9 protein-coding genes are annotated in these 20,629 nt (G+C 65.0%); 7 read left to right on the forward strand and 2 right to left on the reverse strand.

Features of this window, described 5'->3' with window-relative positions:
* Window positions 1-276: 276 nt before the first annotated feature.
* From KNJ79_RS02370 to KNJ79_RS02395, 6 genes are all read left to right on the forward strand, one after another.
* Complete coding sequence (locus KNJ79_RS02370; protein ID WP_317152653.1) at window positions 277-10,638, forward strand: beta strand repeat-containing protein; 10,362 nt, start codon at window positions 277-279, stop codon at window positions 10,636-10,638.
* A 94-nt stretch (window positions 10,639-10,732) separates the two neighbouring features.
* Window positions 10,733-11,410 carry an OmpA family protein gene (locus KNJ79_RS02375; protein ID WP_170935585.1) on the forward strand — a complete coding sequence of 226 codons (678 nt, stop codon included), beginning with the start codon at window positions 10,733-10,735 and terminating at the stop codon, window positions 11,408-11,410.
* Window positions 11,410-12,804 carry a TolC family protein gene (locus KNJ79_RS02380; RefSeq protein WP_089216870.1) on the forward strand — a complete coding sequence of 465 codons (1,395 nt, stop codon included), beginning with the start codon at window positions 11,410-11,412 and terminating at the stop codon, window positions 12,802-12,804. The genes KNJ79_RS02375 and KNJ79_RS02380 overlap by 1 nt, the downstream gene beginning before the upstream one ends.
* A gap of 44 nt (window positions 12,805-12,848) precedes the next feature.
* Window positions 12,849-14,996, forward strand: coding sequence for a type I secretion system permease/ATPase (locus tag KNJ79_RS02385; RefSeq protein ID WP_317152654.1), 2,148 nt, complete (start codon window positions 12,849-12,851; stop codon window positions 14,994-14,996).
* The gene (locus KNJ79_RS02390; RefSeq protein ID WP_317152655.1) at window positions 14,993-16,072 is read left to right on the forward strand and encodes a cell wall hydrolase; all 1,080 of its coding nucleotides are present in this window, start codon (window positions 14,993-14,995) and stop codon (window positions 16,070-16,072) included. The genes KNJ79_RS02385 and KNJ79_RS02390 overlap by 4 nt, the downstream gene beginning before the upstream one ends.
* 301 nt (window positions 16,073-16,373) lie before the next feature.
* Window positions 16,374-17,624 carry an HlyD family type I secretion periplasmic adaptor subunit gene (locus KNJ79_RS02395; protein WP_317152656.1) on the forward strand — a complete coding sequence of 417 codons (1,251 nt, stop codon included), beginning with the start codon at window positions 16,374-16,376 and terminating at the stop codon, window positions 17,622-17,624.
* On the opposite strand, the gene KNJ79_RS02400 is transcribed toward KNJ79_RS02395, so the two are convergent.
* A complete protein-coding gene (locus tag KNJ79_RS02400; RefSeq protein ID WP_317152657.1) occupies window positions 17,570-18,598 on the reverse strand; it encodes a transglutaminase-like cysteine peptidase in 1,029 nt (342 codons plus the stop codon). The two genes, KNJ79_RS02395 and KNJ79_RS02400, sit on opposite strands and share 55 nt — an antisense overlap.
* 216 nt (window positions 18,599-18,814) lie before the next feature.
* Window positions 18,815-18,994 carry a hypothetical protein gene (locus tag KNJ79_RS02405; protein WP_089216865.1) on the reverse strand — a complete coding sequence of 60 codons (180 nt, stop codon included), beginning with the start codon at window positions 18,992-18,994 and terminating at the stop codon, window positions 18,815-18,817.
* A gap of 175 nt (window positions 18,995-19,169) precedes the next feature.
* Here KNJ79_RS02405 and KNJ79_RS02410 point away from each other — a divergent pair, with 175 nt between their 5' ends.
* Entirely contained in the window at window positions 19,170-20,549 is a 1,380-nt protein-coding gene (locus KNJ79_RS02410) for a hypothetical protein (protein ID WP_394357190.1), read from the forward strand.
* Window positions 20,550-20,629 lie beyond the last annotated feature (80 nt).

Here is a 20,629-nt window from a genome sequence, read left to right on the forward strand (position 1 = left end):
CCCCGAAGCGGCGGTGTATCGGGCCGAATCCATGCACACAGCCATTTGATTTCATGTGAAATTCAGCGATCGAGCGCGGGCGGCGGCTTGCCGCAGATCCGCTCGTCCATGTCTGACTTAACTAAAAGTTAACATGCTTGCAGATTCGAAAGACTCTGTGGTTTGCTCGCCCATAGGGAGATGTCCGAGTCGATTCGGACGGAAGGGTCGCACCGAATCTGATGAATCGAGCCTGCGCCGCGTTGCGGTGCAGGGGGGTGGGACTGTGGGGATGCTATGATGGATGCTTTCGACAATGTGGCGAAGAGCGGCAGGCCGGCGGCGCCGGGCGCGGAGCCGGACACCCGGGGCAGCCAGGCGATCGCGGACAACGGGGTTCATCCCGCTTCGGCAGGCGTAACCGCGACCGCGGCGGCCATTCCGCTGGCCATCCAGGCGATGCTCGTTCCGGATGCCGGCGGCCGGATCATTCTCCCCCCGGGGGTCTCGATCGACGATATCGGCGTATCCGGGCCCGATCTGATCATCGCATTGCCCGACGGGCAAATACTGGTCATTCCCAATGGCGCGATCGACATTCCGGCAATCGTCGTGGACGGCGATATCGTGCCGGCCAGCACCGTCGCTCAGCTGCTCGAGAATCTTCAGGATTTCAACCCCGAGGCGGGCGTTCGCAGTTCGGGCGGCAATTTCGCCGAGGACGAGGGGGCGATCGGCGACCCCTATGCGATCGGAAACCTGCTCCCCTATACCGAGCTGAACTTTCCGGAACCGGAAGACCGCGAGGTCATTCCGGCCATTCCCGATTCCGACGAAGAGCCGACCATTTCCATCGTCACGCCCGATCAGCCTGCCGGTTCGGTGGACGCGACGGCAAGCGTCGACGAAGCCGGTCTGCCGGCGCGCGACGGGGAACCTGCGGGCAGCAATAGCGCTGCCGACGGCGAAACGACCTCGGGATCGATCCGGTTCGACGCGCCCGACGGCCTGTCGTCGGTCACGATCAACGGCGTCGCGGTCTCCGCGGTCGGCCAGGTCTTCTCGACGCCGTTCGGCCAGCTCGTGATCACCGCCATCAATGCCGGCAGCATCGATTACAGCTATACGCTGCTCGACAACAGCGATGCGGCGGCGAATCCGGCGGACCTGTTCACGGTGGTCGTCACCGACAGCGACGGTGACACGGCAACTGCCAATCTCACCATTTCGATCATCGACGACGCGCCGGTCGCGCGCGCCGACACCGATACGGTGGCGGCAGCGACCTTCACCGCCGAAACGGGCAATGTGATCAGCGGCGAGGGCACGGACAGCGGCGCGGCGGGTGCCGACACGCCGGGCGCCGACGGCGTGTCGCTCACCGGCGCCGCCGCGGGAACGGGCGCGACATTTTCGGCTCCCGGCACGGCGATCCACGGCCAATATGGCACTTTGACGATCGATGCGCAGGGCAATTACAGCTATGTCCGCGATACCAATACGCCGGGCGGCGTGAGCGACATATTCACCTATCAGCTCACCGACGGCGATGGCGATACGTCGACCGCCACACTGACCATCGCGATCGGGGACAGCCCCAGCGTCATCGATTTCGTGCCTGGCCAAGGGGACGGCACCGTCGTCGACGAAGCCCATCTGCCGCCCCGAGGCGGCGAGACTCAAGGGTCCGCATTCGACGGCACCGACGAAACGACATCCGGCACGATCGGCTTCACCTCGCCCGACGGCGTTGCCAGCGTGACCATCAACGGGGTGGTCGTCACGCCGGGATCGCTGCCGCAGACGATTTCGAGCGACGGCACCGGCACGCTGGTGATCGACGCCTACAGCTATGACCCGGCGACCGGCAAAGGTTCGATAAGCTACACCTATTCGCTCAACGACAATACGGCCGATCCGGACGGCACCACGGTGAACTTCGACATCGTCGTTACCGACCTCGACGGGGATATGGCGAGCGACGTGCTCGACATCACGATCGTGGACGATGTTCCGACCGCTTTCGACGATGCGGACAGCGTGACCGAGGACGGACCGCTCGTTGCCGATGGCAATGTGCTGACCGGCGCGGGCGGCAGCGACGCCAATGCAACCGATGGCGTCGCCGACACGCAGGGGGCCGATGGCGCGAGCGTCACCGCGGTAGCGGGCGGCAGCGTGGGCACGAGCTTCGCGACCGCCTATGGCACGCTCACGCTCAATGCCGACGGCAGCTACACCTATGTCCTCGATAATGCGGCGCAGCCGGTCCAGGGCCTCTCGGCCGGCGAGACGCTGACCGAAAACTTCGACTACACCATCACCGACGGCGACGGCGATACCGCGACCGCGACGCTCACGATCACCATCAACGGTGCCGACGACGGCGTCACCATCAGCGGCCTCGACGCGGCGGGCGGCGAACTGCTCGTCGATGAAGATGATCTTCCCGGCGGCTCGTCGCCCGATGCAGCGGCGCTGACCCAAAGCGGCAGCTTCGACGTATCGACGCCCGACGGGCTCGGCGACGTCACCATCGGCGGAGTCCAGGTCGTCGCGAACGGAGTCTTCACGGCGGTGACCGTGACGAGCTCGCTCGGTGCGGTGAACATCACCGGCTTTACGCCGGTCACCGGTGCCGACGGATCGGTGATCGGCGGCAGCTTCACTTACGAATATGTGCTTTCCGACAATACGCTGATGCACGGTGCGGCCGGCGAAGACGGCGTGACCGACAGCTTTGCGGTGGTGGTCACCGACAGCGACGGATCCGCCGCCAACGCCAGTCTGGACGTCACGATCGTGGACGATGTTCCGACCGCTTTCGACGATGCGGACAGCGTGACCGAGGACGGACCGCTCGTTGCCGATGGCAATGTGCTGACCGGCGCGGGCGGCAGCGACGCCAATGCAACCGATGGCGTCGCCGACACGCAGGGGGCCGATGGCGCGAGCGTCACCGCGGTAGCGGGCGGCAGCGTGGGCACGAGCTTCGCGACCGCCTATGGCACGCTCACGCTCAATGCCGACGGCAGCTACACCTATGTCCTCGATAATGCGGCGCAGCCGGTCCAGGGCCTCTCGGCCGGCGAGACGCTGACCGAAAACTTCGACTACACCATCACCGACGGCGACGGCGATACCGCGACCGCGACGCTCACGATCACCATCAACGGTGCCGACGACGGCGTCACCATCAGCGGCCTCGACGCGGCGGGCGGCGAACTCGCGTTCGACGAGGATGACCTTGCGGTGCGGGGCGGCGAACCCGCGGGATCCGACACGACGCCCGATGCCGTAAATGGCGACGGGGCTTTCTCGGTTTCGACACCCGATGGCATGGGAGCCGTGGTGCTCGACAGCTTCAACGGATCGCCGATCACGCCGCTGACGCTTGTCGATACCGATGGCAGCTTCACCCCGCAGACCGTATCGACAAGCTATGGCAGCCTTGCCATCACCGGCTTTACGCCGGTGATCGGCGCCGACGGCTCGGTGATCGGCGGCACTTTCACCTATAGCTATATCCTTGCCGACAACCGGCTCGATCATGCGTCAGCGGGACAGGATAGCCTTGCCGACAGCATAGGCGTGACGGTCACCGACAGCGATGGTTCGAACGCCGGTGCGACGATTGACATTGTCGTCACCGACGATGTGCCGACGGCGATCGACGATGCTCTGGTGCAGGGCGTCGAGAACCAGCCGGTTACGATCAACGTCCTGGCAAATGATGTGCAGGGTGCGGACGGCGTCCAGCCGGCGGCGGTTTCCATCGTCGCCGGATCGCTTTCGGGCGGCGGTGTGCTTGTGAACAACGGTGATGGAAGCTTCACCTATACCCAGGCGCCCGGAGAAGTGGGCGACGTCAGCTTTCAGTACCAGATCACCGACGGCGACGGCGATACGTCCACAGCAACGGCCACGATCACCCTCATCGCCGATTCGATGCCGATCATACGCAGCGCCGCGAATGTGACGGTCGACGAGGACGGGCTTGTCGGAGCCAATCTCGACGATGGCCTGCCCGGCGAGGTCACGTCGACGGGCAGCAACAGCGCGACTGGCACGATCGTGGTCGATTTCGGCGGCGACGTCCCGCCGGCATTGACGGGTTCGATCGTCTTGAACGACGCCGCAGCTCTCGACACGCAACTGACCGTCGATGGCAATCCGGTGACTTTCGCCAAGGATGGCGCCGATCTCGTCGGTTCGGTCGGCGGATCGGAGGTCATCCGCATCAGCCTGACCGGCGCGACCGCCGGCCCGGGCGCGACCGAAGTAACCTACAGCTATTCGGTTACCCTGGCCCAGGCCGTCGATCAGGCCGCACCCGGCAGCGAAGACAGCGACATTCTGTCGGGCATCGGGTTTACGGTGACGGATAGCGACGGATCGTCGGGTTCCGGGTCGTTCGACGTCACCGTCATCGACGATATTCCCACGCTTCTGGTGTCCGACACGCCCACCCACGCGGTCGAGGGCGGCCCCGCCGTCGACGGTAGCTGGTCGCTCGACGCCGGTGCCGACGGCGTATCATCGGTCGTCGTGACCTTCGGCAGCGGCTCGGCAGCGCTGTCGCTCACGCCGGGCAGCTCGGTAACGATCGGGCAGTCCACGGGCGTCCTGACCGTACGGGCCGATGGAACGTTCAGTTTCGCGGCAGCTGGCGATCAGGACAACAGCCTGAATCCGGCAGCGAGCTTCACCTTGTCGGCGGTTGATGGCGACGGCGACCCGACATCCGACACGCTGACGATCCTGATTGACGACGGCGCCGCCCCCTCGGGCGGCGACACTCTGACCCTGACCGTCGACGAGGCCGCGCTCGACGCTGGAGGAAGCACGCCGCTCAGCAATGCCGAGGTGGCGAGCGGCACGCTCGACTTCACCGCGGGCTCCGATACGCTGTCGGGCTTTGCCTTCACCGGCGTCGATGGCCTCGTCGCCAATCTCGACGGCGCCGGCAGCGATATTTTCTGGTCTCTCTCTCCCGATGGCCAGACGATCACCGGATCGTTGACCAGCGGCGGCCCTGCGGCGATCACCATCAGCCTGTCGGCGCCTGCCAGCATTGCTCCGGGCGCGACCGAAGCGGTCGCGGTCACCGTAACCCTCGCCGACAATCTGCCCCACGAACTCGCAATGGCAGCGCAGACACAGGCCCTTGGTTCGGTCACCGTGCAGGGCTCGGACACCGACGGCGACATCGCGACCGGCGCCGTCACCGTCCAGGTTGCCGATGATATTCCCACGGCGACGGCGGAAGCGTTGCAGTCGCTGGATGAGGGGACGACGATAACGGGGACGTTCGACTTTGCGGCGGGCGCCGACGGGGCGGGCCTGACCCATGTCAACGGCGGCGCGGTGTCGTTCAACCCCGACGGCTGGTCGGGCTGGATCGACCTTGGCGACGGCGAGCTGCGCGTGCGGGCCGACGGCTCCTACGAGTTCAGGGCCGATGCCGCGACGCTGAGCCCGGTGGCTCCGATCGCGGGCACCTTCACCGTCACCGACGGCGACGGCGACACGGCGAGCGCCGGCTTCAGCTTCCAGATCGACGATGCCAATGCGCCGACGGGGGGGACGGCGAGCGCGGCGGTCGATGACGACGGGCTGGCCGGCGGCAACCCCGCGAGCGTGGCCGGGGACCTCGGCGCCAATGCGGGCGACGATCCCGGCGACACCAGCGAAGCGAGCTTCACCGGCACGCTCGGGGGCTCGGTCGGCGGCGACGGCGCGGGGGCCAATGGGTTCGGCTTCGGCACCAACACGAGCGCGACGATCGGGCTCGAGACGGTCACCTACTCGCTCGTCGGCACTGTGCTGACCGCGACGGTGTCGGCGAGCCCCGATGCGGGCCGCGTCGGCACCGCGCTGTTCACGGTCGAGATCACCGACCCGGCGACCGGCGCCTACAAGGTCACGCTGCTCGACAATGTCCTGCACGCCGGCGGCCCCAACGACGAGGGCACCGACGCCACCGCGACCATCGCCTACAGCATCACCGATGCCGACGGCTCCACCGTCCCCGGCAACAGCCTCACCATCACCTTCGACGACGATGCGCCGAGCGCGACGGCGGAAGCGTTGCAGTCGCTGGACGAGGGGACGACGATAACGGGGACGTTCGACTTTGCGGCGGGCGCCGACGGGGCGGGCCTGACCCATGTCAACGGCGGCGCGGTGTCGTTCAACCCCGATGGCTGGTCGGGCTGGATCGACCTTGGCGACGGCGAGCTGCGCGTGCGGGCCGACGGCTCCTACGAGTTCAGGGCCGATGCCGCGACGCTGAGCCCGGTGGCTCCGATCGCGGGCACCTTCACCGTCACCGACGGCGACGGCGACACGGCGAGCGCCGGCTTCAGCTTCCAGATCGACGATGCCAATGCGCCGACGGGGGGGACGGCGAGCGCGGCGGTCGATGACGACGGGCTGGCCGGCGGCAACCCCGCGAGCGTGGCCGGGGACCTCGACGCCAATGCGGGCGACGATCCCGGCGACACCAGCGAAGCGAGCTTCACCGGCACGCTCGGGGGCTCGGTCGGCGGCGACGGCGCGGGGGCCAATGGGTTCGGCTTCGGCACCAACACGAGCGCGACGATCGGGCTCGAGACGGTCACCTACTCGCTCGTCGGCACTGTGCTGACCGCGACGGTGTCGGCGAGCCCCGATGCGGGCCGCGTCGGCACCGCGCTGTTCACGGTCGAGATCACCGACCCGGCGACCGGCGCCTACAAGGTCACGCTGCTCGACAATGTCCTGCACGCCGGCGGCCCCAACGACGAGGGCACCGACGCCACCGCGACCATCGCCTACAGCATCACCGATGCCGACGGCTCCACCGTCCCCGGCAACAGCCTCACCATCACCTTCGACGACGATGCGCCGAGCGCGACGGCGGAAGCGTTGCAGTCGCTGGACGAGGGGACGACGATAACGGGGACGTTCGACTTTGCGGCGGGCGCCGACGGGGCGGGCCTGACCCATGTCAACGGCGGCGCGGTGTCGTTCAACCCCGATGGCTGGTCGGGCTGGATCGACCTTGGCGACGGCGAGCTGCGCGTGCGGGCCGACGGCTCCTACGAGTTCAGGGCCGATGCCGCGACGCTGAGCCCGGTGGCTCCGATCGCGGGCACCTTCACCGTCACCGACGGCGACGGCGACACGGCGAGCGCCGGCTTCAGCTTCCAGATCGACGATGCCAATGCGCCGACGGGGGGGACGGCGAGCGCGGCGGTCGATGACGACGGGCTGGCCGGCGGCAACCCCGCGAGCGTGGCCGGGGACCTCGGCGCCAATGCGGGCGACGATCCCGGCGACACCAGCGAAGCGAGCTTCACCGGCACGCTCGGGGGCTCGGTCGGCGGCGACGGCGCGGGGGCCAATGGGTTCGGCTTCGGCACCAACACGAGCGCGACGATCGGGCTCGAGACGGTCACCTACTCGCTCGTCGGCACTGTGCTGACCGCGACGGTGTCGGCGAGCCCCGATGCGGGCCGCGTCGGCACCGCGCTGTTCACGGTCGAGATCACCGACCCGGCGACCGGCGCCTACAAGGTCACGCTGCTCGACAATGTCCTGCACGCCGGCGGCCCCAACGACGAGGGCACCGACGCCACCGCGACCATCGCCTACAGCATCACCGATGCCGACGGCTCCACCGTCCCCGGCAACAGCCTCACCATCACCTTCGACGACGATGCGCCGAGCGCGACGGCGGAAGCGTTGCAGTCGCTGGACGAGGGGACGACGATAACGGGGACGTTCGACTTTGCGGCGGGCGCCGACGGGGCGGGCCTGACCCATGTCAACGGCGGCGCGGTGTCGTTCAACCCCGATGGCTGGTCGGGCTGGATCGACCTTGGCGACGGCGAGCTGCGCGTGCGGGCCGACGGCTCCTACGAGTTCAGGGCCGATGCCGCGACGCTGAGCCCGGTGGCTCCGATCGCGGGCACCTTCACCGTCACCGACGGCGACGGCGACACGGCGAGCGCCGGCTTCAGCTTCCAGATCGACGATGCCAATGCGCCGACGGGGGGGACGGCGAGCGCGGCGGTCGATGACGACGGGCTGGCCGGCGGCAACCCCGCGAGCGTGGCCGGGGACCTCGACGCCAATGCGGGCGACGATCCCGGCGACACCAGCGAAGCGAGCTTCACCGGCACGCTCGGGGGCTCGGTCGGCGGCGACGGCGCGGGGGCCAATGGGTTCGGCTTCGGCACCAACACGAGCGCGACGATCGGGCTCGAGACGGTCACCTACTCGCTCGTCGGCACTGTGCTGACCGCGACGGTGTCGGCGAGCCCCGATGCGGGCCGCGTCGGCACCGCGCTGTTCACGGTCGAGATCACCGACCCGGCGACCGGCGCCTACAAGGTCACGCTGCTCGACAATGTCCTGCACGCCGGCGGCCCCAACGACGAGGGCACCGACGCCACCGCGACCATCGCCTACAGCATCACCGATGCCGACGGCTCCACCGTCCCCGGCAACAGCCTCACCATCACCTTCGATGACGATGCGCCGACCCTGGCGGAGACAGCCGGTCCCGAAATGCTGACCCTTACCAACGCGGTCGGCTCGGCAAGCGGGTCCTTCGATGCCGCATTCGGAGCCGACGGAGCCAGCTATTACCACATTACCGGTCCGACGATCGAAGGCATCACTTACACCGAGACCAATATCGTGGACGGTTCGGGCGACTTTTTGCGCACCGAGCTTTTGGCCGAAACTTCGGACGGTACCGATGTCTTCAGGATGACCGTCCACGCCGACGGCAACTACGAATTCGATTTGATCACGCCCAATGCGGCAACGCAGGAAAGCATTTCCTTCGCCAATCTGTCGGCAGGCGGCCCCGGCTTCCGCGAACTCGACGACGATCCAGACACGGCACTCAATGAAGCCGGTCGGGTCGAGTTCCAGTCCAACGGATCTGGGGTAAACGCCAGCACCCAAGGCTTCGGGGTCAGCAATCAGTGGACCGATCATGGCGAGTGGTTCGAACTCGAATTCCATGATCCCGGCAATTTCGGCGTCAACGACGCACCACAGACCAACGCCGACCTTCTCGATTCGATCACGCTCAATGTTCAGCAGGTGAAATCGGGACCTGTCGATTTCGAGTGGACAGCGACGCGCTATAATCCCGACGGAACGGTCGCGGCCACCGAAACCGGCACCTTTGCGGTGAATTCGGCCGGGCAGGTCACCATCGATCCGTCGATCCAGTTCAGCGTCTTGAGGATCGAAAATATCGACACAAGCGACAATGCCGCGGTACGATTTGCAACCGACGTCACCGTTGCGCGCACGATATTGCCCCCCGACGTCACCTATGATTTCACGGTCGTGGGCACCGATGGCGACGGCGACACGAGCAACCCGCTCCAGATCAGCGTCTTCATCGACGAACCTTCGGTTCCGCCGCTCGCGCTGGACCTCGATGGAGACGGGGTCGAGTTCGTCTCGCGTTCGGCGGGCATCAGTTTCGACTATTTCGGCGACGGCGAACGTCAGAATACGGCGTGGGTCGGTCCCGACGATGGCTTGCTTGCCATCGACGCGAACGGCAACGGAATGGTCGACGGCGGATCGGAGATCGTGTTCGGCGGTAATGGACTGACCGACCTCGAAGGCCTCGCGGTCCACTATGACTCGAATGAAGACGGCGTTCTGGACCGCCAGGATGATGCCTTCGCGAGCTTCGGCGTGTGGCAGGATGCCAACAGCAACGGCGTCACCGACGAAGACGAATTCCGCAGTCTCGTCGAGGCCGGAATCGTATCGATCAGCCTCGAATCGGATGGCAGAAGCTATACGACGGCGCAGGGCGATGTCCGGGTCTATGGCGAAACCAGCTACACGCTCGAAGACGGAACCGTTCGTGTCGCAGCCGATAGCGCCTTCGCCTATTCGAAGGCCCCCGTCGTCGAGGGAACCGCGACTCGTAGCCCGGAACGCACGGGTGGCACAGCGCCGGTCGCCGATGCCCTCGTTGCGGCGTCGCTCGTTACTATGGTGCAAGCAGCCGGGCAGGCCGAACATGGCGCGCCTGCACCGCTTGTGCATGACCAGCCTGCGCAGATCGCTCCGCTGCCGGCGCTCCCGCCGGTTGCCGAAGCTCAGGAAGGCGTTTTGCAGCCGAGGCTCGCCACGGCCTTCGAGCGCATCGAAACGAGGGGGGAGGCGCCCGCAAACGACCATGCGCTGCGCACCGCTGGCGACGAGGGCCCGATCCATCGGGGTATCGAAGACAATGCGAGCGATGCGAGCCTGCGCGTCGACGCACAGGCTAGCGCCGGCGATCACGCATCCGATGCGCTATTCGACATGGCTGCACCGCGGATCGCCCTGCCGTCGACGGCGATGGACGGCCTCATCGCGCTGCGCGCTGCGACTCCTGACATTGCGGCAAAGGTTGCCGGCGCCGACGCCGATCCAGCCGCGGCCGCCAGAGTTCTCGCCGAAGCCATCCATCACGGCAGCGTCGACAAGCTGATCGACGCGATCGTCGATGGGCAGGCGCAGGATGCGCATGCAAGCGACGCGAAGGTCGATCTCGCGCAGATGCTCGAAGCGAATGTGACGAGCGAGATAGCAATGTTCGTGCATCAACCGATCGAGCATGACCTGCATCAGCTCGCTTCGGCCTGACCGGCAGGCTGGACCGGACTCATATTGGACAGGGGAGGGGGCATCACCGATGTCGAATCAAAGAATGACTGGAATAGCAGGAGCGATTGCCGCATTGGCGCTCGTTCCTTGCTATGGCGCTTCGGCGCAAGCGCTGACCGATCTTTCGGTCGACCAGCTTCGCGGGGAAGTCCGGACTCGTTATGATGCGGCGTTGGCCACGTCGACCGATCCAACGGTCGTGTCGGCCGACAACAATGTCCACACCTGGGCGAGCGAAGCGAAGGTTCAGTGCGGAATAGCACTCGGCTTCCTGAAATCGGGCAGCAAGGACGATGACAGTCTGCGCCGGTGCGATTTCGCCTATGGGATGATGACGCGCGCGCCGCAACCGGCGGCCGAACCGCTGTCGCCGCCGCCTCCGCCACCGGTCGACAATTGTCCGCCGGAGGTTGCTTCTACCTTTTATTTCGACTGGGATTCGACGGTTGCGCCGGCCGACGCGGCACGGGCCATCACTTTCGTGGCCGACAATCGGGAACGATGCGGATGGATGGCCTTTACGGTCGTCGGGCACACCGATCGCTCGGGTTCGGACGCCTATAACGACGCGCTTTCGGTCCGGCGAGCGCGGACAATCGCAGACATGATGGTCGCGAGCGGCATTCCCGAAGCGATTATTGCCGTTTCAGGCCACGGCGAGCGCGACCTGAAGGTTGAAACGATCGACGGAGAGCGCACGCCTGCAAACCGGCGTGTCGAAGTCCGCGTGGACGAGTTGGGGGAACGCTGATGAAACCGAACTACAGGATCGCCGGCATGGTGTCCGCGCTTGCCCTTGGCGCTCTCGCGGCGCCCGCCGGCGCGCAACCCGTGACCATGCAGAATGCGATGGCCGTCGCCATTGATTCCAATCCGCAAATCAACCAGGCGGAGATGAGCAAGGAAGCGATCGAATTCGAGATGGAGCAGGCGAAAGGCCTGTATCTTCCGCGCGTCACGCTCGAGGCATCGGCGGGTGTCCGCCGCCTGGAAAACGCCACCCGGCGTGCGCTTGGCATTTCAAATCAGGAACTCTATCCGCTCGAAGCCTCGATCCAGGCCGAGCAGACACTGGTCGATTTCGGTCGGCGCCGGGGCGAAAAGCTCCGACAGGCGGCCCGCGTCGACGGCGCAGCGCTTCGCGTGCTCGAGCGTTCGGAATTCATCGCGCTGCAGACGGCGCGCCAGTATCTCGATGTCCTGTTGCAGCAGCGCGTCGTAGCCGCGGCCGAGGATAATCTGACTTTTCATAATAGTCTGGTTTCCGATCTCTCGAACGGCGTCTCGGCGGGTTCGATCAGCGTTGCCGATCTTCAGCAAGCTCAGGAGCGTGCCGAAGCGGCCAGCGTTCGCGTCTCGGAGGCCAAAGAGGCGCTCGCCAATGCCAAGATCGAACTTCTGGCCCTGACCGGTCTCGAAGTCGACGACGTGCAGATGCCACCGCCGATGACCGACCAGGTTCCGGGGAGCCTCAGCGAAGCCGTGGGCCTTACGCGCGCCAAACACCCCAAGGTACTCGAAGCGATGGCCGACGTCGACGCGGCGAACGCCGACGCAGCCAAGGCCAAAGGCGACTTCTATCCTACGATCGGCCTTGAACTCAGCGGACGCGTGGGCGACGACATCGACGCCTTTCGCGGAGAGACGAACGATCTGCTCGGTCGGGTCGTGATGCGCTGGAACATCTTCGATGGGGGGATCAATCGCGCAAAATATCAGGAGATGGTGCGGCGCGCGAGCGAAGCGCGATTCCAAATGCACCAGACGACGCGCGAAGCCGAAGCCGATGTTCGCCGTGCCTGGAACAGGAAGGAAACGCAAGCAACGGTGCTGCGCGACCTGCTCGACCAGAGCAAGGTGACCGACGAGTTGATTATTTCCTATCGCGAGCAGTTTTCCGTTGGCCGCCGCTCGCTTCTCGACGTTCTCGATGCGCAAAATACGCGTTTCAACGTGCAAGTCCGCGCCGAAACAGCGCGCTTTTCCGAAATGTTCGCCAACTATCAGGTTCTGGCTTCGACCAACAGCCTGCTCGACGCCTTCAACCTGAGCGCGCCGGAATCACGACGCGTCTATGCACGGGAACAGGCGGGATATGGTCCGCCGACACCCGCCGAACTGCAACGCCGCCGCTATCCTCGATAATGCATTGTGAGATTTGATTTCCTCTAGAATGAAAACACGGGCAAATGCGAAATCAAATCCCGCAAGACAAGCTGCGTGCTGCGCCCGCGGAAGATCCGCTGATCGCTTGCATCCAATTTGTCGCGACACATTTTGGGCAAAACTTCCAGCGGACAGCGCTTTCGGCACTCGCCCGGGATGAAAGCGGGCGGCTTCCCTTCCACCAAGCGGAGGCCGCGCTCGATCTTGCCTTCATCAACAATGAAACGCTCTGGAGTCGCCAGATCCGGAAGCTTGCGCGCAAGCTTCCGGCAATCCTGCGTACTCGCGATGGCGGGTGCGCCGTGCTTCTCGAACACCGGGCCGATCAATATCTGTTCTGGCGGCCGGGTGACGGCGATCCGGTCTGGACAGGCGAGAAGACCGTCGAGGAAATATATGCGGGTGAGGCGATTGGTGTCGCCGCCGATCCCACTTCGGTCCGCGCCGACGAGCGCCCGTGGGACGAGATGGCGAAGCGTCACTGGTTCTGGGGTGAAGTCTATCGCATGAGGCGATCCTTCTACCCGGTGCTCGGCGCCGCGCTGATGATCAACCTGCTCGGGTTCGCGCTACCGCTGTTTACGATGAACGTCTATGACCGGGTAATGCCGAACAAGGCCGTGGCGAGCCTCTGGGTCTTGGCGATCGGCGCTCTGCTTGCTTTCGCGGTGGAATTTGCGCTGCGCCTCGCGCGGGCGACCCTGCTCGACGATCTGGGCCGCGAGCTCGATATCAAATTGTCGGAGAAGATATTCTCCAAAATCCTCAATATTCCGCTGGCGGATCGTCGCGGCAGCACCGGGATGCTGGCCCGTCGGGTCTCGGAATTCGAGACAGTACGCGATTTTTTTGCCTCGACGACGATCGTGCTTGTCGTCGATCTTGCCTTCCTGTTTCTCTTCATCGCGATGATCGCCATCCTCGCCGGCTGGCTGGCAATCGTTCCGCTTGCGATCATTTCGGCCATGATTGTCGCGGGTTTCTTTCTGCAACGGCGAATGACCGTGGCGGCGCTCGAAAACCAGGCCGATGCGAGCATTCAGCATTCGATGCTCGTCGAGAGCATCGGCGGCGCAGAGACGGTGAAGAGCTGTGCGGCGGAAGGCCAGATGCTGGGCCGCTGGCACCAAATGGTCGATGCGAGCGCGCGGACGCAGTCCAAACTGCGTCGTTCCAGCGCCGCCGCGATCAACCTCGCATCGCTGGGCCAGCAATTCTCGAGCCTCTCGCTTATAATCGGCGGTTTCTACCTGTTCGATGCCGGCAAGATATCGATGGGCGCGATCATTGCGATCGTGATGCTGGCCGGCCGATCAATGTCGCCGGTGAGCCAGCTCGCGTTTCTGATCACCCGCGGGCGCCAGGCCTGGACGACTATGGCCAGCATCCAGCAGATGATCGAGTCCGACGACGAGCGGCGGATGGGCAGCAGTTCGCTCGATATCGCCATTGGCCGCGGACAGGTGACGCTGGACGATATGTCCTTCACCTATCCCGGCGCGGCCGTCCCCTCGCTCAGCGACATCAACCTCAAGATCGAGCCGGGCGAACGGATCGCAATCGTCGGACGGGTTGCGTCGGGCAAATCGACGCTCGGCCGACTGATCTGCGGCCTTTATGCGCCGACGCGCGGAAGCCTCTACGTCGATGGATTGGATAGTCGGCAATATTCGCCGATCCATTTGCGGTCGCAGCTGCGGTTCGTCGGCCAGGATTCGGTCCTGTTCAGCGGCTCGATCAAACAGAATCTGAAGATGTGCGGGACCTCGACGTCGGACGCAGAACTGCTCCGGACCCTGCAAGCGATCGGCGCGGACCGGTTTCTCAGCCGCGACGGGGGTGGCCTCGATCGCGTCACAGGCGAGCGCGGCAGCCTGTTGTCGGGCGGCCAACGCAGCTTTCTGGCAATCGCCCGCGCGCTCGCCTCACCCTCACGCCTCCTGTTCCTCGACGAACCTACCGGGGCGATGGACACGCAAAGCGAACGGTTTTTTCTCTCGGCGCTGACGACGCGCCTCGACCGGTCGCAGACCGTGGTGATCGCGACCCATCGGGAGGCCGTGCTGCAGCTTTGTGACCGCATCATCGTGATCGATGGCGGCAAGATCGTTGCGGACGGTCCCCGGGAGAAAATATTGACGCAAGCGAAGCCAGGGGAGGTGACCCCATGACCGCATCCGTCGGTGATTCGCCCTCTCGAATGCCCGCATTCGGGTCCGTCGCCCCCCTGCTGCCGAAAGTCGCTCAAACGCGTGCCGGCATCATTGTCTCCCTGCTTGCCGCGACCGGACTTGCGGTGACGGCTGCGAACGACCCGCGGGTGCAGCGCCTGATCGGCCTGTCGTTCGCCGGCGGCGACAATGTGAAGGCCGAGGAAGAAGAAAGGGCCGAGGCGATCGCCAAGCTGATCGCCGACACCGGGGTCGACGAGCCGGCACCGGCCGTCGAAGGAAAGGACGCGGTGGCGCGAAATGCATTGCTGCCCGCATCGAAATTGCCCGTTGAGGCGGCACGCCCCTTCTACATGCCCAAGGTCTCCGCGATTCAGGAAACCAACGCAGAGCGCTGTCTCACCCAGGCGATTTATTACGAAGCGGCGACCGAATCGGATTCGGGCAAAGCGGCAGTTGCGCAGGTCATCCTCAATCGACTGCGGCATCCCGCCTTCCCGCGCACCGTTTGCGGGGTGGTGTATCAGGGCAGTTCCAGACCGGGATGCCAATTCAGCTTCACTTGCGACGGGTCGATACGACGGGCACCGGTCCCGGCGCTTTGGCGTCGCGCGGCGGAAATAGCCCGCGCCGCGCTTGCCGGTCATGTCGAAGCGGACGTGGGCATGGCCACCCACTATCATGCGAATTATGTTCTTCCGCGGTGGGCGCCGAAGCTGACGAAAATCGAACAGTTGGGAACCCATATCTTTTATCGCTGGCCGGGAGGCTGGGGCAAGCGGGCGGCTTTCATAACCCCCTATGGCGGAACCGAATGGATACCGTCGCTCGACACGCTGTATCGAGGGTCCGCGGCCGCCTCTGCGGTGGTCTCCGCATCGGCGGACGGGACGACGATGGCGCTGAGGCGCGACCCCACCGATCGCCGCGCCGACAATGACGTCGGCGGGCGCGTTGATCCGACAAAAGGTTGGACACCCAGCCTGCCCGATCTCTCGCAAACCGAATCGCGTTTCGAGGCGATGGCCAGCCAGCAGGCCATGCCGTCTCCCGTCGCGAGCAGCAGCGGCGACTAGGGTCAGGACCCATTAATTCCACGTTCGAGGTTTGAAGCGATTTTGTTCAGGGCAAGGAGGAAAGGCGCAGGAATATGAATATATTTCAAGGCTTTTCGACGCAGCCCTGGGCAAAATCGGTCAAATCCCGAAGGGACGCCGAAATGGCTTCGATCTCGGACCTTCGCGGCCTTGCGGGTAGCGATGCTACCCGCTGCACCCGCAAAGGCCCGATATCTTCGCCATTTCGACGCCTCGAACGTGGAATTAATGGGTCCTGACCCTAGGGTCAGGACCCAGGGTTACGAAGAGGCAGAATCCAATGTTGAAATACTGGCTACGCTTGCGGGGGGCCGAACAGATCATCGTAGCCGCGGCGGCGGGGTTCGTCCTGTTCCTGCTTTGGGCGAGCATCGCGCGCGTCGACGAGGTGACGCGCGGTCAGGGGCGCGTGATTCCGTCATCGAAAGTGCAGATCATCCAGTCAGCGGAGCCGTCGACAATCAAGGAAATCCTCGTGCGATCAGGGCAGACCGTCAACAAGGGGCAGCTGCTCGTCCGCCTCGACAATACATCGTCGCAGTCCGAGCTGGGCCAGTTGGAGACGGAGAACGAACGCCTTGCCCAGCGCGCAGCGCGGCTTGCCAGCGAAGCCGGTGGCGGAAACTGTTCGGGAGACGCCTGCGGTGACGAGGCAAAATTGCTCGATGTAAGACGATCTGCGCTCGAAAGTCAGCTATCCGCCATGTCTGCGGCGGTCGAACAGCGAAGACGGGACCTCGGAGAAGCGCAGGCCACGGCCAACTCGCTCGAATCCAGCCTCAAGCTCGCGCGCGAAGAGGTGAAGATGCTCGAACCGCTTGCGGCGAAATCGGTCGTGCCGCAGACGGAGCTCCTGTCCGCCCGACGCGAGGTGGTCGACTTGCAGGGGCGACTGGCAGCAGCGCGACAAGCGATCTCGAGGTCCGAAGCGGCGGTGCGCGAGGCTCAGGCCGAGATGGCGCGCGCGCGGTACGATTTCCAGCAGGAAGCGTTGAACGAGCGGAGCCAGGTAACGACCAAGATGGCCGTCAACCAGGAAACGATCAGGGGCGCAGAAGGCCGTCTCGCCCGCTCGGAAATCCGTTCGCCGGCCCGCGGGGTCGTGAACGATCTGCTCGTCAACACATTGGGTGGCTATGTCAATGCCGGCGAGCAGATCATGCAGATCGTGCCTTTGGGCGAAAAGCTTCTGGTCGAAACGCGGGTCACGCCGCGAGACATTGCTTTCATCAAGGTCGGCGACCCAGCCAACGTCAAGGTTACCGCCTATGATTTTTCGATCTACGGCGGGCTCAAGGGCAAAGTCGTCCGCGTATCGCCCGACAGCATCTATGACGAGGTCGAACGTCAGGCCTATTTCACGCTTGTTGTGGAAACGAGCGATGCGTTTCTCGTATCGAACGGCAAGCAGCTTCCGATCACGCCGGGCATGCTCTGTGACGTCGAAATCCTGACCGGTAAAAAATCGGTCCTCAGCTATCTGCTGAAGCCCGTCTTGAAGATCAGCGGCACGGCACTCACGGAACGCTGATCGACTGACGCCAGAGCCACCCGCTGTCCGGTAGCAGGAATCGAGGCGATGACGGGCTGTCGATCTTCGTTTCGATAGCCATGGACCCATTGCCCGGTTGCGCCGAACGACAACACGGGCCTCACGGCCACCGCTTCGCGCCCGCTGTAGACACGGTCCGTGGTGTTATCGAGAACCACATCCCCCTTGTCAGTCCGAACCAGGAGGAAGGCATGATCGGCGTTCGCTGCCAGATCGCGCAGCAATACCAGCTTCATGCGCGTGGGCGCAATTCCGGCGGCGCGTAGCATGTGCATCTTGAGAATTGCGAAATCCTCGCAGTCGCCGCTACCGCGCGCGATCGTCTGTTGCGCCGTTGCCCAAAAGTCCCGCTGACGATAATTCTGATCGTCGGCGCGATACGCGATCCGACGATTGACCCAGCGATTGACGCGCGCGAATATATCCTCTTCGTTCAGTCCGCTACGCACATCGGCCTTGCCGAGCTCTGCTCGCATGAGCTGCGGCGGAGCCGCCCGTCGGACCCTCGCCCATCGCGCATCGAACCGCGTGTGCTTGATGGCAATCGGCCTCGTTCCGAGTTCCATCGAAGTATCGAACTCCGGCGCCCGAGCGGGAATATATGCGGAAGCGGCGTCGATTTTATCGGAAGGCGCTTTTGCGCCGATTCCGCAGGCGTCCGCCGCGCCGTCATGCCAAGGCTGGTTGAAAGGGCGTGGCGTCCGACTTGCCGGCGCCAAAAGCCCTCTCCCCGCGGCGCCCTCGGGCCCGGCGGATGCGATACGCCCGATCGGCAACGCGTTTTCCGACGGGACAGCACCGGCTGTCTGACTGAGCCTGATCCGGTCGAGCGCACTGGGCGATCCGCCCAATATCCGCCGCGAAAGCGTGTCTTGTGAAACCTCGGAAATCGGGCCGGTAGCCGAGCACGGAAACTCGCCGCTCAAGGCCGGTTTTACATTGTCGATCTTCACAGCGGCCCCGGCAGGTGCGGACCCAAATCCGACAACAGTTGCGCTGGCCACGGTGGCGCCGGCCAAGCAACGCAGACTGTTTGCGGCAAGGGGCGTTCCTATCCTCATATTGCCACCTATGGGGCAGCAGTGTGAGGATAGGCTTCATGGTCATGGTTAACGGATGATTCGGGATCTGCCGCCGATCGGAGACGGGTCGTCGAATTCGAGGATGGCTCACTCCGCGGGCGGCGGCGTGTCCCTTTCTTCGCGGCGCATGCGGCGCGCAGTGCGTTCGTGCCGGATCGCCGCTTCGCGCAGGCGGCGCGCGAGGAAGGGGTCGTCGGTCAGCTCGGCCTTGCGCCGCGCCACCCGCGCCATCTGTTCGTGATAGATTGCGTCGCGAATCTGGTCCATTGCCGCCGTTTATACCGTGACAGGGTAAGCGACGCCCTGACCATTCCGGGTGTGATTAGCGCCGATAGCGCCTGCATTTTCGCCATTTGTCCGCGTTTCCCCGCCGCATCGTTTACGCGGCCTTTACCACTTCGGGCGCATGGCATGACCCGATATTCGCCAGTGGGGATGAATGATGGACAGCATGCGCGGACTGCTTTCGGGCAGCCACGACCGGGAGGACGGCGGCATCGACGCGCCGGCCGCCGTCGGCGTCGACGAACGGCGGATGCAGGTTCGGGCCTATAATCACTGGGCGTCGCTGCTCGGCAACCGCGCCTATCCGTCGGTCGAGGATCTCGATCTCGATAGCGCGGGCGATTTCGGTCCCTATTCGGTGCTTCTCGACTTCACCGCGGGCATCGAGGATCCGGCGATCGCCTTTCTCGGCGATCGCATTCGGGGCGAATCGCGGATCGACGAAGAAGTCCATTATATCAGCCAGATACCGGGGCGTTCGCTGCTCTCGCGGCTGACCGACCATTATCTGCAGATTATCGCCAACCGGGCGCCGATCGGTTTCGAGGCCGAGTTCGAAAGCGATCGCGGCGTGACGATCATGTATCGCGGCATCCTGTTGCCCTTCTCGTCCGACGACGACACGATCGACTTCATCCTCGGCGTCATCAACTGGAAGGAAGCCGCGCCCGCCGATCAGGCGGCCGAGCTTCAGCTGTCGGTCGATCAGGCGCTGCGCACCGCCGCGCCGCTGACCGCGCCGGTGCCGGTGTGGGCCGACGGTCCCGACTCGGGGCATATGGACGAAGAAGAAGAAGCGCGAAGCGACGGCGCGGCGCCGGGCTTTGCGGTGCTCGACGACGCGCCCGCGCCGCCGGATGGGCCGCTGGTGCCGCGTGGCGCCGCAGCCGCAGCGCCGGTCGAAGACGATGCACCAGCCGAGCCCGCGGCCGACGCCGAACTCGCCGACTGGCTCGCGCTCGCGCGCGAAACCGCCGCGCGCGCCATCGCCGCCGACAGCCGCAGCCGCAGCGCACTCTATCAGGCGGTCGGCAAGGCTTGGGATTTCGCGCTCGCCGCCGAGGTGCAGCCGGGCGCCTTTGCCGAACTGCTGGACGACGCGGGGCTCCGCGCGCAGGAGCGCGCGCCGATGACGCCGGTGGTCAAGCTGGTGTTCGGTGCGAATTACGACAAGACGCGGCTGGCCGAATATGCATGCGCGCTCGGTCATGCGAAGGAAGAGCGCGTCGGCCGCGGCGAGCTTGCGGCCTATCTCGATCGCTATCCGGGCGGACTCAAGGGGCTCGTCAAGGATGCGCGCGCGCGGCGCAAGCCCGACAAGCCGGCCGAAACCGCCGCGGACCCGGCGCTCGACGCCCTGCGCACCGCGCACCCCGCGGTGATCCTCGAACATGATCCGGGCGAGGCCGAGTTCGTCGTGCTGATCGCCCGCGCGATGCCGGGCGGCCACATCGGCATCGTCGCCAAGGCGGCCGATGACGCGGCGCTGGTTGCCAAGCTCGCTAGGAAGGCAATTCCGATCACGCCGGGCGGCTGACCCTTTCGTGTTGCAGCGCAACAGAAGAACCAATCCTTGAAATATTTTTACGCGAGGGGCGCCGGGGGGACTTGAGCCGC

The sequence above is a fragment of the Sphingopyxis indica genome (assembly GCF_032879645.1).
Classification (GTDB): Bacteria; Pseudomonadota; Alphaproteobacteria; order Sphingomonadales; family Sphingomonadaceae; genus Sphingopyxis; species Sphingopyxis indica.

Excerpts from the sequence above, each read along its gene's own strand:
- KNJ79_RS02370 (WP_317152653.1), top strand. The coding sequence starts at position 277 with ATGATGGATGCTTTCGACAATGTGGCGAAGAGCGGCAGGCCGGCGGCG.
- KNJ79_RS02380 (WP_089216870.1), top strand. The coding sequence starts at position 11,410 with ATGAAACCGAACTACAGGATCGCCGGCATGGTGTCCGCGCTTGCCCTT.
- KNJ79_RS02385 (WP_317152654.1), top strand. The coding sequence starts at position 12,849 with ATGCGAAATCAAATCCCGCAAGACAAGCTGCGTGCTGCGCCCGCGGAA.
- KNJ79_RS02405 (WP_089216865.1), bottom strand. The coding sequence starts at position 18,994 with ATGGACCAGATTCGCGACGCAATCTATCACGAACAGATGGCGCGGGTG.
- KNJ79_RS02395 (WP_317152656.1), top strand. The coding sequence starts at position 16,374 with ATGTTGAAATACTGGCTACGCTTGCGGGGGGCCGAACAGATCATCGTA.
- KNJ79_RS02410 (WP_394357190.1), top strand. The coding sequence starts at position 19,170 with ATGGACAGCATGCGCGGACTGCTTTCGGGCAGCCACGACCGGGAGGAC.
- KNJ79_RS02390 (WP_317152655.1), top strand. The coding sequence starts at position 14,993 with ATGACCGCATCCGTCGGTGATTCGCCCTCTCGAATGCCCGCATTCGGG.